This is a genomic window from Stenotrophomonas sp. 96582_Sma, assembly GCF_056480905.1.
The window spans coordinates 4,401,390-4,413,807 of record NZ_CM151122.1; the positions used below are offsets into that span (position 1 = coordinate 4,401,390).

The window sequence follows — 12,418 nt, forward strand, 5'->3', positions numbered from 1 at the left end:
TCTCTCTCCTACAGAACGGCCGAGGCGTCCACGGCCCCGGTATTGATGGTGGCCAGCGCCAGGGCCTGGCGAATGCTCACGTCCAACAGCACCTGCTCCGACCACACGACCAGCAGCGGGGCCTCGCCCAGCAGGGCGAGCAGCACGTCTCTGGCGACCTCATCGGCCTTTGCCGGCCGGGGATCGCTGTGCTGGAATTCGCGCTCGATGTGCTTGCCATCGGCACCTACCAACGCTGCCCCCGTGACGGTTACGGCTCGTGCGTGGCCACGGAACAAGATCTGTCCACCCTGAAGGGAACGCGTGCAGACAACCGCCACCAGGTCCCCGGTGTCCAGCTCGACCACGGTCTGTCCGGCGTCAACGGCGATACCCTCTTTCTTTACGTAGCTCATTCGATCATTTGCTCCTGATTTACAGGGTTCCGCGAACCACCGCTCCCTCCGCCGCCACCAATGCTCCCGCCGCCGGTGCCGCTGGCTCCGGCAGCAGGAAAGGTGATCTGTAGGGCACTGATCGCCACGTTGCCATTGGCGTTGGCCGTCTCCACCACGTTGGTGGTAACCCGCAGCTGTCGACTTCCTCCCTGCAACTGCGGATCGTAGTAGTAGAGGTAGACCGTGACCTTCTGCCCGGCCGTGCCGGTCAGACTGGCGCTGCTGGCCGCATAGACGACCTGGACTGAGCCGATAACCAAGGTGCCAGCGGTGACGCTGATGGTGGCCACCGAGGCGCCCTCGGCGTCGCTGGACGCTGCAAAGGTGACCGAGGTAGCCATGTCCCACATCGACTGCTGGTTCCCGACGTTGGGCAGGGCGGCTGCACCGACGCGATTTGTGTCGGGCACGTTCACTGCCACGTCCACCCATTCCGAGGCTCTCCCGTTGACGCCGATGGACCGCATCTGCAGGTCGTAGGGAGTACCACGCTGCAGCTCACGAACGACAAACACCTGCCCGGCGACCTGGCTGCGGTACTGCCACGCCGTGTCCGGTGCTCCTACTTCACGGAACCGCAGCTCATACGAAGCGATCGCAACCGTCACTGGAGCATCTCCACTGTGTTGTAGCCATGGCGCGGAGCGGTCCCGATTCGAACCACCGCAGTGGGAATGCCAGCGTCGTCAACCTCATCATTCACCGGGTCCGACACCGCCACAGTGACCTTGGGCGCTGCTGGAACTCCGTAGTTGCGGCCGCTGATTTCGCTGACGATCGCTTCGGGCGGGTTTTTCCAGTAGGAATCCACGCGCTCGTCATACGTCACCGCGGTGAACGAGGACGACAAGTCTTCCGAGTAGCGCACACCGGTGATGATCAGCGTGGTCATCTCCAGGCCGCGCTCACCCACAACCACACGATCGCCGACCACAGCTCCAGCGAGCCTGCCGTCCGTGTAAAACGTGTCGCTGAACGCGCTGTGCGGCCGGCAGTTCACCTTCCGTTTTGCACCGCCCGCCGTGCGCGTCTGTATTCCGTAGAGCTTCAAGGGATCGGTGTAGATCTCCGTGTCCAGCCTCACGGTGGCGCCGTCATTCCCTTCCGGCGTACCGTTGACCACGCTCAAAATGCGGCCCCAGCCGGTGCCCCACTCGGCCACGTCGTGTGCCACATCCACGATATCGCCACGGACGATCCCAAGGCCAGAGATGTCGGTGGTGAAGCTGTACACCGTGTTGCGATATAGGCCCTGCGCCAGGTGGTAGCGAGCTACCCTCCATGCCTGCTTCGCCAGCATGGCCCATTCCAGCCGCAGGGTTTCGAACAGGGTCGCCGCCGGCTCCGTGGAGGGATTTCCCCGTGCGTCCACACCGCGATAGCTGTAGCCGTCTTGGACCACGATGATCTCGTCGTCCTGCCAGTCCGCATCCGGGTTCTTGAATTGCACGCGCAGCGCGTGCGGCATCTTGATGAACTGCCGGCTGCCGCTGAATTCCTTGATATCCAATGGGGATAGCTCCTCAGTGGCCGAGGAACTGTTCCGGTCGAACACCACGCAGTAGCGGCCATCCCTGTTGCCGATGTCACCCAACCCGCAGGCAAGCACTTTGCTGAGCAGGTCGCGCGCGGTCACCTGGGCATCTACAACCATCCGGCATTCCAGGCTGTTCGCCGAGCAGTGCGCCGCGAAGTCAGCGAACGAATTCAGATCGATTCGGGAGGCAGGAACATGCGTCGCCAAGGCCTGGCACCGCGTCATCAGCCAGTATGCAATCCATGCCGGATTTCGCGTGTACTGATTGCTCCAGGCATTGGTATTTCGGTTGTAGACGGGCACCATCGACCTGGCCAGCACGCTGAAGGTCTGCAGGGTTCCCGACAACTGATCCGTGCCCTTGACGCGCACGTTGAGCTTGGAAGTGCCGGTGGTGCTGGGCGAGGTGTAGCGGATGCTGCGGAAAGAGGTCCAGATTGCGCCGTCGGCCCAGGTCCGGTTCGTCTGATCCTTGCGCGCCACCCGCGTGACCCTTACCTCGTACTGCCCGCCATCCACGTCCCAGGCGATGCCGGAGGCGAATGGGTCACGGGTCTGGTCCCAGGTAAGGTACAGCCCCGGTGCCGGTGGGGTCGTCGGATACTCGTCGGCTCCGGCGGTCCACGTGCTGAGCAACTTTGACAAGCGCGGACTGGACGGAGTGAGCCAAGTCGGCGACCCGACGGGGCGGTACTCGACGCGCCACAGCACCCACATCGGCCAGCCCTTGTTGAGGGAATCGCCGAACACCTTCAGGCCGTTCGAGAACAGCAGATCCAAGCTGATGGCGTCCACGCCTGGCGCGGTCGTGCGCAGCACCTGGTCGCCCTCAGAATTCATGGTCGCGTTGACGGCCTGCTCGTCAATGTCATTGGTATACAGCTTGGCCGCCGCCCCACCCGGCCATGACAGCTCCCACTGAAAGTCATTGAAGTTCTGCGCGGGCGTGTCGCCAATGCGCAATTCGGAGACGTTCAGCGCGCCAAACCCAAGGTCGAACATGCAGCACTGATAGGCGTCATACCCCAGCACATCCGTGTAGGGGATGGCAGCATGCGGCGGGAAGTATCGATGCTCACCCAAGATCAGCGGGATTACGCCGTAGGGGTTGATCTGGTTGGAACTACCCGTCAGGGCGTTCCATGAGCGCTGGGCTTCCGATCCACCGTCAGTCGCCATGGGAACGGCGACAAGAGCGTTCACGGCAAGCGACGCGGCGAGCGTGATGCCCGACGCGATCGCGTTGCCTGCAGCGGCGCTCCAGCCTGCCCCCTTGGCCAGCGAAGCGCCCCACCCCGGTGCGTAGTAGGCCACCACGATCATCGCCACCGTAGCCAGTATCTGGCGCGCACCGCCCTTGGCCAGGCCCTGCCGCAGAACATCGACGCGCACACCGGCCTTGGGCCTCAGACGGCCCCATGCCTCACGCGGCACCGCATAGCCTCCGACCCGAACCACAACGTCGGCGGAGATCTCAGCTCCGCCGGCGGCCTCCTGCAGCATCTCCTGAAGCGTCTGGCCCGGGCTGGCGTACACCACGCCGGGGGCATCGAATTCATGGCCGCGCAGGTGCAGCGGAACCTCATTCATCTCTTTTCCCCATGTACCGATAGAAGCCAGCGATGCGCGTCTCCCACATGGGTGAGCCAAGCCGCTCGATGCGGCTGGTGCGGCCCAGCTCCACGTGCAGAAATTCACCGCTGCCCATGCACACGCCGACGTGCCACGGTCTGCCGGCGCTGTTGAATACAACCACGTCGAAACGCTCCGGGATCTTGACCTCGGCCCAGCCGGTCGCATCCGCAGGAGCCGCCACATCGGGCATCGGGATGCCCTGCTCCGCCAGCACCAAGCGGGCGAACTCGCGGCAGAATTTCTCGCCCTGGTAGGGGATGCCGATCCACTTCCTCATACGAACAGCCCGGGCGAGTTAGAGGGCGTGTAGGTCTGGGCGGGCACGCCCTGGTTGAGGAAGTCTTCCTGGTATCCGATCTGCACACCCAGCTCCATGATGTCGAAGTCCACCTGCAGCACGGAGAAGTTGAACGGCCCCATCTCCACCACGCTGGGTTGGCTCGCCAGAACGGCTTCCAGGCGAATTTGCGGGCGCGGCCCCTGCAGCGCCTTGATCTGGCGGGTGATGTCGCGGTCGACGTTATCGATGCGCAGGGAGACGTTAGGGGTGGCGTCGTCGGTGTCGTCAGGGAACGATGCCTCGAAGGGGTATGGCTGCCAGACGGTACTTCCCCGCGCCACGGGTTCGGTGTTGTTGACGATCCGGATCGTCTGCAGATCCGGATGGGTGATTGTGAGCAGGCACAGCCAGGTTTCGGCGGTGTCCTCCGCCAGAATGGATCTGGCGGCTGCGGCTGAGAGGACGCGTGGCATCAGGTTGTCGGCCAGTTGTTGGTGTCGTAGATGTCGAGCAGGAACTGCCCCTCATAGCTGGCAACGATCAGCAGGCTCAGTTCCGCCCGCCACATGTCCTGCCATTTGACGTAGCTCGGCCGCGCCATGAACTTGTAGGTGGCCTGGCTCTGCCCGGCGCCGGACCAGCGCCAGTCCCACCAGTAGAACGGGAGCACGCGCCGGGCGCTGATGTTGTAGAAGTCCATCAGCGTCTTCAGTTGCGCCGGGCTCAGATACAGGCGGCACTTGAACGTCTCGAGGGAACCGGTCCGGACCGGGCGCGTCTTCGTCCCCGCGCCCATGGTCGATCGCATGACGTCCTCACCATGCGGCGCGAACTCCAGGCTTTCGTTTTCAGGGTCGGGAATGCTCGATGGCATGTAGAGATCAACCACCTCGGTTCCCCCTGTAGGTGAGCCCGTATCGGCTACGGAAGTCGTTGTCGAACGCTCCGCCGCGGATCTGGCTCCGCATCAGCTCGCGGAGGGAGACGCTGATATCGAGGTCGCCGGAAGTGCCAACCTCGGCCTGGGCGGCGCCGGAGTCACTCTTCACACCATCGATGTAGACGTTGACGTCCCCGCGTGCCATTCCCGCAGCTGCAGCGCGCGGAGCGCCCACAACGCCACCATTCGCGTACCCGCGCAGGCCAAGGCGCATCGCCTCTACGATTCCCACGCCACCCGCGCGGGCGATATCGGCCTGTGACCAGACCACCTCGCCTGCATGCACGATGCCGCGCGGATCATGCTTGGCGCCGTCTCCCGTGTAGCCGCCGTCGGCCTTGCCGTTCCGCATTAGTCGCTGAAACAGCTCGTCGTTGATGGTCGACGTGCCTTGGGTGACAGCGGTGTTGCCGGCGGTATTGATGGAGCCGGACTGCGCCGCGATGGAGCCGCTGATCCAATTGCCGATGCCGACGATGGCCTGCTTGATCTGGATGCGGGCCAAGTCGGCCAGCACCGACTTCGTCAGGTCCGAGAAGCTCAGCTTGCCGGTGGTGGTGAACCGGACCCAGGCATCCTCAAACCCACCGATGACGGTGGTGACCGTGTCGCCCATCTGCTGGGCGTAGTTGCCCGCTTCCTGCTGGTAATTGGCCCAAGCCGCGCCGGCACCAGCCAGCCAGTTGCCTTCGGCCAGGCGCAGATCCTCGTAGCCATCCTTGATCAGCTGCAGGCGGTCGATGGTCTTGGCCATCAGCGTGGCCCTACGCTCTTCAAACTCCGCCCCCGTCAACTCGCTGGCATCCCTCTGACGGGTGAGCTCTCGCAGCTTATCCACCTGATCGGCGTAGGCATCATTGATCCGCTGCTGAATCTCGTACTGGCGATCCCCCATCCCAACGCCGGCAACCATCGTATCGAGCTGCCTCTGGAGCGCCGCATTGCTTGCATCCAGTGCATCGCCATAGGCCTTCAACGCATTTTCCCGGGCCTTGGCAGTTTTCTCTTCTTCCTTCTTCAGCAGTTCGAGCGCCGTCGCCCCTTCAATTCGCAGCCTGGCAAGCCGGGCTTCAAGCTCACCCAACTGACGGTTGACGGTGATGGCCTCCTTGCCGTTGACGGACTGCTCTTTCAGATAGTCGATCTGCTGCTGCACCGACTGTGCCTGAGCATCCATCCCCTGCTGCGCCAGCTCCCGCATGCGGCTGTAGTATTCAGAGGCGGTAATCTCACGAGCAGAGAATTGGGCGCGCAGGAGTTGCGTACTGGCGGTTACTTGGGCCTGTTCCGCCACCAGGTCGTCCTTGTAGCCTTGCAGGCCAGCTGCCCGCGTTGCTGACCCTGTGCCACCACCAGCTTTCGGCTTCTCGGCGTACTTCTTCTCGATAGCGGCGACAGCTGCAGCGCGCCTTTCCTCGATCTTCTTCACCTCTTCGACCAAGCCGGCTGCCTGTGCCCTGCGTCGGGCCACTTCGGCTTCGCCATTGATGCGTCCGACCTCTTCCCGCTTCTTTCCCTCCTTGCTGGCCTGGGCGGCAATGATGGTGTCCATCTCAGCCACAAAGTCCGTGGATGCAGCTTGGGATGCCTTCACCTCGGCGTCCTTCCGTTCCTTGATCAGGTCGGTAGCCAGCGCCTTGATCTTGTCCGATCGGTCCTTGATCGATTTTTCCATCGCCGCGAGAGCGATGGGATTCCGCGCCAGCGGCAGGCCCCTCTGGTCACCGGACGCCAGTGCATTCAGCTTCGCAAGCTCGCGCTGATTCTCCGCCAGAAGGTGCTGCATCTGCGCTGCGGCTGGCCCGAGGCCCACGTTCGACTGCATGGCGGACCACGCACGGGTGGCTTCGACCCACAAGCTCTTGAAGCCGCTGATCACCGGGTTCTGGCTGGCACGAACCTTGGCCAAGGCCATCACCGTCTCATCGGCAGCGGCACGGGTGATCACCGTCACCGCGTCCTGGTTGCGTCCCTGCTCCTGCAGCGCCTTCACCTGCTCGTACAGCGCCACGGTCATGAAGTTGACCTGCTCGTTGAGCTTCTGCGCACCCTTGACCGGGTCTTCCGCCAGCTTCGCGTAGAGAGCGATGGTGTCTTCCAGCGCCTGGCCGCTGACCTCCTTCATGGCCACAGCCGCATTGGCGACGGCCTGCAGGTTCTGTGCGGCGATCTTGCCGTTCGATCCTACCGCCTGAGCCGCCTCCGCGCCGGCCCCTGCAGACACCTGCAGCGCATCACTGGTCTTCTTGGCCATATCGACCAGCGTCAGCGTCGTCGCGGCCGCCTCGTTGCGCGACAGCACCAGCGCCTTGGTATAGGCCTGGGCCTGCTTCTCTGCGTCGTACCACGCGAACACCACCAGACCCACGGCGGCCGCCGCTACCGTGAAAGGATTGACCATGCCCAGCAGTGCTGACGAGACGCCCTTCAGAGCCGGCTCGACACCTCCGAAGCTGTCCTTGATCTGGCCACCCTGCTGCACCAACACGGTGAAGAAGGGCATACCACCCTGCAGGCTGGTGAAGATGTCGGTGAACTGCGCCGGCAGCTGTCGCATCGCCTGCGCGGTCTGGCCGGCAGAAACGCCCAGATCACTGATGTTGTTCTTTGCCGGCAGCGGGCGAGCAGCCTCGGTGCGCACCTCGCGCAGCTGTCGGGTGAGCACGCCCAGGCCCTGCCGGATGTCGGCCAGGTCGGCACTGATACGAACGCGCAGATTCGCTGAAGGCTCAGCCATGGGTCGTGGTTCCTTGTTTCAGCTGCACAGGGGCCTTGCCGCTCAGTGCGTCCAGGTAGTTCTTCCAGTCGCCCTGATCTGCCCACATCGCCGTGCGCATGGCGTCGGCAAGGTGGATGGCTCGCGTCCGCTCGCGCTCACGCTCGTCATAAGCAGCGGCGGCGGTGAAGCCGCTGATCTGCGCGAGGGTGTACGTCATCACCTCGGCCCGACTATGGCCGCGGGCGATCAGGTACTGGGCAAGGTCGGCGAATCCAAGCTCTCGTCCGCCGGCGGCTTGGCCTGCAGCAGCAGGCTCCGCAGGCGACGGGCGAAAAAATCCCGGTTCAGCCCCACCACGGCCTCGAGCAGGCCCGCGATTTCGTCCAAGGTGCCCCCGGCAATCCACGCCGATCGGTTGCGCAGCGCTTCATCCAGCTCCGCGCCGGAGGTCCAGTCAGCTTCGGGGCAAGATGCCACTGCCAGTGCCGCGGCGAGATCGGCGCTGTCCTGCTCGAGCAGGTCCAGCAGAATGGCGCCCGTTGCAGCAGCCGGCGCACCTTCGACAGCGCCGACCATCATCGCCACGCGGGCGATGATGGTGCGGCTGGCCGTGATGAAGAGACCGATCTGCTGCAGGCGGAGGGGCGTCACCGAGAGCGCCTGGCCACGGAAAGGGACCGTGCGCGATGGCGGGGTGATCACGTCCAGATCTGCCATGGCTTACTTCTCCTGCTGCCAGTAGAAGTAGGCCGACTTGTCCGAGCCGGTCGCCTTGGAGGCGTCCTTCACGAGCTTGCCCGGCACGCTGCCGGCGCCGTACTCGTTGCCGATCAGTCCCATGCTCTCGATGACGCCGCCGGAGACCTTGTGCGCCACCATACGTACCATCTTGCCGCCACGGGCTTCGTTGGCGCCGTAGAACTGCATCTCGTAGAACTGCTGCGAGGTGACGGCAGCCTCGACGTGCCCCAGATCAGCGTTCTTGTAGGTGACCTTGACGTTGGGCGTGCCCGCAGTCGCGGGCGCCGCAATGGCCGAGCCAGCCGGAATGAACAGCATGCCGCGCTCGAAGCGGTAGTCCTTGCCGGCCACGTAGGTATCGGTGCCGGTGACGGGCTTGACCGAGGTGATTTCGCTGGCCAGGCGCGACAGCGGGGAGAAGCGCTCCGGCGTCGCCACCACAAGCTCGTCGGTCACGGTGCCGGCGGCGATGCTGCTAACCTTGCCACGGGTGGCGCGCGCGAAGTTCTCGGCGTTGAAGTCGTGGAAGGTGTAGTTGAGGTTGTAGCCGGTGACGCGATCGACGCTGTTGGCCGTGCCGCCGCCCGGGTTCTGGCTGTCGGCCAGCTCCAGGGTGGTGGTCTGGGGCGCGACGGTGTAGGCGGAAACGTTGCCGACTTCGAGGAAGGGGTCGTTGCTGTTCCAGAGGCGGATCAGGACGATGCCGCTGCCCAGGTAGCTGTAATCTTCGGCCATGGTGGCTCTCCAGTTGGGTTGCCGCTGTGCGGCGGGTTATTTCTTGGGGATGTGGGACTGGTAAGTGAGCAGCACGCCCACCCAGCCGGCGCTGGCCTTCTCCGGCATCAGCGGCTCCATGCCGACGTACACCGGCACTGAGATGCCGTCAGGGAAGTTCCGGGCCACCTCGCGGCTGTCCAAGGCCGCCTCGATGTCGGTCACCAGGTCGTCCAGCGCCTGCTGGTACGCCTCGGTATCGGAGGGAACCTTGGCGATGACGCTGACCGTGGTCAGCCGATGCGTGTGGACCTTCGACGGGCTCTCTGCCCGCAGCTGCTTCTCGATCACGGCCGTCAGCACGACTTGGGTGTCCTGGTCACCCGGTGCAGGCTCCAGCGTCCAGCCCGCGCCTGCGTTGGTCAGGTAGCCGTTGTCGGTGTTGATCAGCTGCAGCGTCTTGCCCATGGCCAGCAGCAGCTGCTTCCGTGGGCTGGGAGTGCGATCAGACATTGGCCACCTCCCACACCGCCGTCGATTCGTCGCCGCGGATCTTCTGCACCAGCTTCAGGCGGCGGCCGGTGCCTTCGATTCGCACCACACCACCTGCACGCGGCTCCACCTCGGACAGCTGCAGGGTCACCTTGTCGATGGTGGTGGCCACCGGCGCCAGGTCATCGGGCGTGAACTGCTCGACGCCCTCATCCAGCAGCACCGTGCACGGCACCTCCGCGCTCGCACCTGGCGGCAGGTAGAAGGCGCCATCTGCAACGCCGGCGGCGCGGAATGCGCCCATGGCCACGGCGTCGAACGCCTGTAGGAAAGCTTTCTGGTTCAAGGCAGCGGCCTCGCGGTTTCCATCGCCTTCTCCAGCTCGCGCTTCAGGAAGAACGGCATCAGCCGCTTCCAGGTGTCCTCGGCCATGCCGAAGATGTCGTAGCGCGGTGTGTAGGCGGCGGTGTTGGTGAAGATGAAGATGGATCGGACACCGGATCCGCGCCCGATCCGCTCATAGATGCCCGGGCGCAGCACGCCGCGGCGCTTGGTGATCACGAAGTACTCACCATCACGGTTGTTGCGCTTGCCCCGTCGCCGTTTCTGGCTGACGTTGGTCTGGTTCTGGTATCGGTCCCGCTGGGCGCCCAGCTGGGACAGGATCTTGGTCACCTGGCCGGCCGGCACGTTGCCGAACTGGTTGGCCTGGGCGCCGCGCCCCATCACCGCAAACTGCGTCGGAGACAGCAGGCCTCGGCTCTGCAGCAGCCGCTCGAAGCCCTTCCGGCGACGCTGACCACCATCCACTTCGGCCAGCAGGTACTTCGCCGGCGGCGTGCCCTTGAAGGCTTCGTCGCGGATGAAGATCTCTGCGTACGGCTGGGCCTTGGTGGCCTTGCGATACATAGCCGCATTGACCGTGAGCGGCGTCGGACGGTCGAACACCTTCGGTGCCTGGCGCTTCCAGCGCTCGCGGATCTCATACGCCACCTTGTTGGCGGCCTGCGAGGCGGCGAAGGGCAACTGCGACTGCTCAAGCTCCGTAAGTTGTCGCCCGAACACGTTGTCGGGGTCCACCCCGATCCTGATCTGGGCCATACACCCTCCTGCCCGGCCCGCCGGAGCGGGCCAGGCACTGCTGGCTTACTTCGCGCCGGCCTTCAGGCGGATCACCGCGTCCGGTCGGGTGTTGATGTTGAGCGGGTTGGACTGGCTTTCCAGCTGGATACCCTTGTCCATGCGCATCTTCGCGGTCTTGGTGTAGTACGGCAGGCCGATGCCGCGCACCGTTTCCAGATAGTCCGCCGGCGCGAAGCGGGTCAGGAACATGTCCGGCACACCCAGCGGGAACGCGATGGCTACGCCGTCGGCCAGGGCCAGATCGCCGCCGGTGTTGCCCTGCAGCTCTTCAAAGGTGATATCGCCGAACACGAAGCCCTTGCGGACGTCATCGCGCAGCGCGGCACCATCCTGCCAGCGCTCGTAGGCCTTCTGCACTTCCGGGTGGTCGGTCAGGGCGTCGAAGAAACCGGCGCTGCAGAACACGTGGATGCCGGTGTACGGAATGCCGCCCAGATTTTCCTCGATCGCGCGCTTGATGGCCATGCACTTGGCGCGAACCTTGGTGGCGTCCTTGTTCAGCTCCATGCCGATGACGGACTGGTCGACACCGAATTCTTCATAGAAGTCGATGATCACCGAGCCATCGGCATCGAGCAGCTTGCCCTGCAGCGCGCCCATACGGTGATACTCGATGGTGAAGTCCAGGTCGCGCTTGTGCACCACCTGAAGCGCGTTGACCACGGCGGCAACGTTGTTGCCTTCCGGATCTGCCGGGTCGTACACACCCAGCAGCTGGTCAGCCATGACCGTCGAATTCTGCGGCAGGTGGGTGGTTTCCAGCAGCTTCACCTTGCCACGCTCCAGGCCCTTGGGCTGGCCGGGCGCACCACGCGGCACGTTCGGGACCAGCACCAGCTTGGTGCCGTTGATACCAACCTTGACGATGGTGGTGCCGACCAGGCCTTGTTCCTGGAACAGGCGCATGTCAGCCAGCCGGGTGGAGATGCGCGGCAGGTTGTTGATGTAGGCGTTCAGGGCATCGAAGCTCAGCACGCCCAGCGCCAGAAGAATCTGCAGATCCATGGTGATTTCTCTCTCGAAAGGGGATACGAAAAGGCCCCGCCGAAGCGGGGCCAAGGGTCAACGGGTGAAAGGGGCTCTGCTCGGCGGTCAGCCGCCGGCAGCTGCGATGGTGATGGTGTCGCTGACGGCTTCGTCCAGATCGGTGGCGGTCACCTTGAGGGTGTAGTCGCCGGCGGCGCTCAGCGTCGCTGCATCCCAGGTGATGACGCCGCCCACGGCTGCCTTCGCACCGCCACCGGCCAGGGTGCCGGTGCCGGTGGCCTTGGCCAGGGTGGCGCTGATCGTGCTGCCCGTGACCAGGGCGCCGAACACGTCCTTGACGTGCGCCACGATCGGGCCCAGCGCTTCACCGGCAGTACCGGTCAGCGGGGCCGACACGAACACCAGGTGATCGGCAGCGTTCGATGCGATCGGCTGCTGCGTCCAGCGGGTGATGATGCCGGACTCGGCCAAGCTCAGCGCGGCCAGCAGCTTCTGATCAGCGGTGACGCCGCTGGCCCACACCAGCTTTTCGCCGAACACTTCAGCGTCGCGCGCGATCGCGGCGCCCTTGACGGCCAGCGCCGAGGATTCGGTACCGGTGTCGATCGGGCCGTACAGCACCTTCACCGCGTCGGTGCCGTTGGCGGCGACGGTGTTGTCTGCCTTGAGCAGAGTGCCGGCGGACAGCATGCCCTGCCCGGCCGGCAGGCGGATCAGTTCGCGGCTGCGCTCGCCGCCCGCTTCGGACAGCAGGAATTCGCCGGTACGGGTGCCGGCCAGGGAAATTTCCATC

General features: G+C 64.5%; 15 protein-coding genes. All 15 read right to left on the minus strand.

The features are described 5' to 3' along the window. Positions 1–8: 8 nt before the first annotated feature. Positions 9–395 carry a hypothetical protein gene (locus ACZK2R_RS20525; RefSeq protein WP_478487564.1) on the minus strand — a complete coding sequence of 129 codons (387 nt, stop codon included), beginning with the start codon at positions 393–395 and terminating at the stop codon, positions 9–11. Then, a complete protein-coding gene (locus tag ACZK2R_RS20530; RefSeq protein ID WP_478487565.1) occupies positions 392–1,045 on the minus strand; it encodes a hypothetical protein in 654 nt (217 codons plus the stop codon). The genes ACZK2R_RS20525 and ACZK2R_RS20530 overlap by 4 nt, the downstream gene beginning before the upstream one ends. Next, complete coding sequence (gene gpJ, locus ACZK2R_RS20535) at positions 1,042–3,564, minus strand: TipJ family phage tail tip protein (RefSeq protein ID WP_478487566.1); 2,523 nt, start codon at positions 3,562–3,564, stop codon at positions 1,042–1,044. Before gpJ ends, ACZK2R_RS20530 begins: the two co-directional genes overlap by 4 nt. Further along, the gene (locus ACZK2R_RS20540; protein ID WP_478487568.1) at positions 3,557–3,886 is read right to left on the minus strand and encodes an NlpC/P60 family protein; all 330 of its coding nucleotides are present in this window, start codon (positions 3,884–3,886) and stop codon (positions 3,557–3,559) included. The genes gpJ and ACZK2R_RS20540 overlap by 8 nt, the downstream gene beginning before the upstream one ends. Further along, positions 3,883–4,362: a DUF1833 family protein gene (locus ACZK2R_RS20545; RefSeq protein WP_478487569.1), complete on the minus strand. Its 480-nt coding sequence runs from the start codon at positions 4,360–4,362 to the stop codon at positions 3,883–3,885. Before ACZK2R_RS20545 ends, ACZK2R_RS20540 begins: the two co-directional genes overlap by 4 nt. After that, complete coding sequence (locus ACZK2R_RS20550) at positions 4,362–4,778, minus strand: hypothetical protein (protein ID WP_478487571.1); 417 nt, start codon at positions 4,776–4,778, stop codon at positions 4,362–4,364. Before ACZK2R_RS20550 ends, ACZK2R_RS20545 begins: the two co-directional genes overlap by 1 nt. Then, positions 4,771–7,566 carry a phage tail tape measure protein gene (locus ACZK2R_RS20555; protein WP_478487572.1) on the minus strand — a complete coding sequence of 932 codons (2,796 nt, stop codon included), beginning with the start codon at positions 7,564–7,566 and terminating at the stop codon, positions 4,771–4,773. The genes ACZK2R_RS20550 and ACZK2R_RS20555 overlap by 8 nt, the downstream gene beginning before the upstream one ends. Then, a complete protein-coding gene (locus ACZK2R_RS20560) occupies positions 7,559–7,765 on the minus strand; it encodes a hypothetical protein (RefSeq protein ID WP_478487574.1) in 207 nt (68 codons plus the stop codon). The genes ACZK2R_RS20555 and ACZK2R_RS20560 overlap by 8 nt, the downstream gene beginning before the upstream one ends. A 29-nt stretch (positions 7,766–7,794) precedes the next feature. After that, positions 7,795–8,265 (minus strand): hypothetical protein, encoded by a 471-nt coding sequence (locus ACZK2R_RS20565; protein ID WP_478487576.1) that lies wholly within the window; start codon positions 8,263–8,265, stop codon positions 7,795–7,797. A 3-nt stretch (positions 8,266–8,268) separates the two neighbouring features. Next, positions 8,269–9,024, minus strand: coding sequence for a phage tail tube protein (locus tag ACZK2R_RS20570; protein ID WP_478487577.1), 756 nt, complete (start codon positions 9,022–9,024; stop codon positions 8,269–8,271). A gap of 36 nt (positions 9,025–9,060) precedes the next feature. Further along, complete coding sequence (locus ACZK2R_RS20575) at positions 9,061–9,516, minus strand: hypothetical protein (RefSeq protein ID WP_478487578.1); 456 nt, start codon at positions 9,514–9,516, stop codon at positions 9,061–9,063. After that, the gene (locus tag ACZK2R_RS20580) at positions 9,509–9,841 is read right to left on the minus strand and encodes a head-tail joining protein (RefSeq protein WP_478487579.1); all 333 of its coding nucleotides are present in this window, start codon (positions 9,839–9,841) and stop codon (positions 9,509–9,511) included. Before ACZK2R_RS20580 ends, ACZK2R_RS20575 begins: the two co-directional genes overlap by 8 nt. Next, complete coding sequence (locus ACZK2R_RS20585; protein WP_478487580.1) at positions 9,838–10,596, minus strand: hypothetical protein; 759 nt, start codon at positions 10,594–10,596, stop codon at positions 9,838–9,840. Before ACZK2R_RS20585 ends, ACZK2R_RS20580 begins: the two co-directional genes overlap by 4 nt. 45 nt (positions 10,597–10,641) lie before the next feature. Continuing rightward, on the minus strand, positions 10,642–11,643 hold the full coding sequence (locus ACZK2R_RS20590) for a major capsid protein (protein ID WP_478487582.1): 1,002 nt from the start codon (positions 11,641–11,643) through the stop codon (positions 10,642–10,644). A gap of 87 nt (positions 11,644–11,730) precedes the next feature. Further along, positions 11,731–12,417 (minus strand): head decoration protein, encoded by a 687-nt coding sequence (locus ACZK2R_RS20595; protein ID WP_478487584.1) that lies wholly within the window; start codon positions 12,415–12,417, stop codon positions 11,731–11,733. Position 12,418 lies beyond the last annotated feature (1 nt).

Bases quoted from the DNA above. Each gene is read 5' to 3' on its own strand.
- ACZK2R_RS20565 (WP_478487576.1), bottom strand. From the start codon at position 8,265: ATGGCAGATCTGGACGTGATCACCCCGCCATCGCGCACGGTCCCTTTC.
- ACZK2R_RS20585 (WP_478487580.1), bottom strand. From the start codon at position 10,596: ATGGCCCAGATCAGGATCGGGGTGGACCCCGACAACGTGTTCGGGCGA.
- ACZK2R_RS20590 (WP_478487582.1), bottom strand. From the start codon at position 11,643: ATGGATCTGCAGATTCTTCTGGCGCTGGGCGTGCTGAGCTTCGATGCC.
- ACZK2R_RS20560 (WP_478487574.1), bottom strand. From the start codon at position 7,765: ATGACGTACACCCTCGCGCAGATCAGCGGCTTCACCGCCGCCGCTGCT.
- gpJ (WP_478487566.1), bottom strand. From the start codon at position 3,564: ATGAATGAGGTTCCGCTGCACCTGCGCGGCCATGAATTCGATGCCCCC.
- ACZK2R_RS20575 (WP_478487578.1), bottom strand. From the start codon at position 9,516: ATGTCTGATCGCACTCCCAGCCCACGGAAGCAGCTGCTGCTGGCCATG.
- ACZK2R_RS20595 (WP_478487584.1), bottom strand. From the start codon at position 12,417: ATGGAAATTTCCCTGGCCGGCACCCGTACCGGCGAATTCCTGCTGTCC.
- ACZK2R_RS20555 (WP_478487572.1), bottom strand. From the start codon at position 7,566: ATGGCTGAGCCTTCAGCGAATCTGCGCGTTCGTATCAGTGCCGACCTG.
- ACZK2R_RS20570 (WP_478487577.1), bottom strand. From the start codon at position 9,024: ATGGCCGAAGATTACAGCTACCTGGGCAGCGGCATCGTCCTGATCCGC.
- ACZK2R_RS20540 (WP_478487568.1), bottom strand. From the start codon at position 3,886: ATGAGGAAGTGGATCGGCATCCCCTACCAGGGCGAGAAATTCTGCCGC.
- ACZK2R_RS20545 (WP_478487569.1), bottom strand. From the start codon at position 4,362: ATGCCACGCGTCCTCTCAGCCGCAGCCGCCAGATCCATTCTGGCGGAG.
- ACZK2R_RS20525 (WP_478487564.1), bottom strand. From the start codon at position 395: ATGAGCTACGTAAAGAAAGAGGGTATCGCCGTTGACGCCGGACAGACC.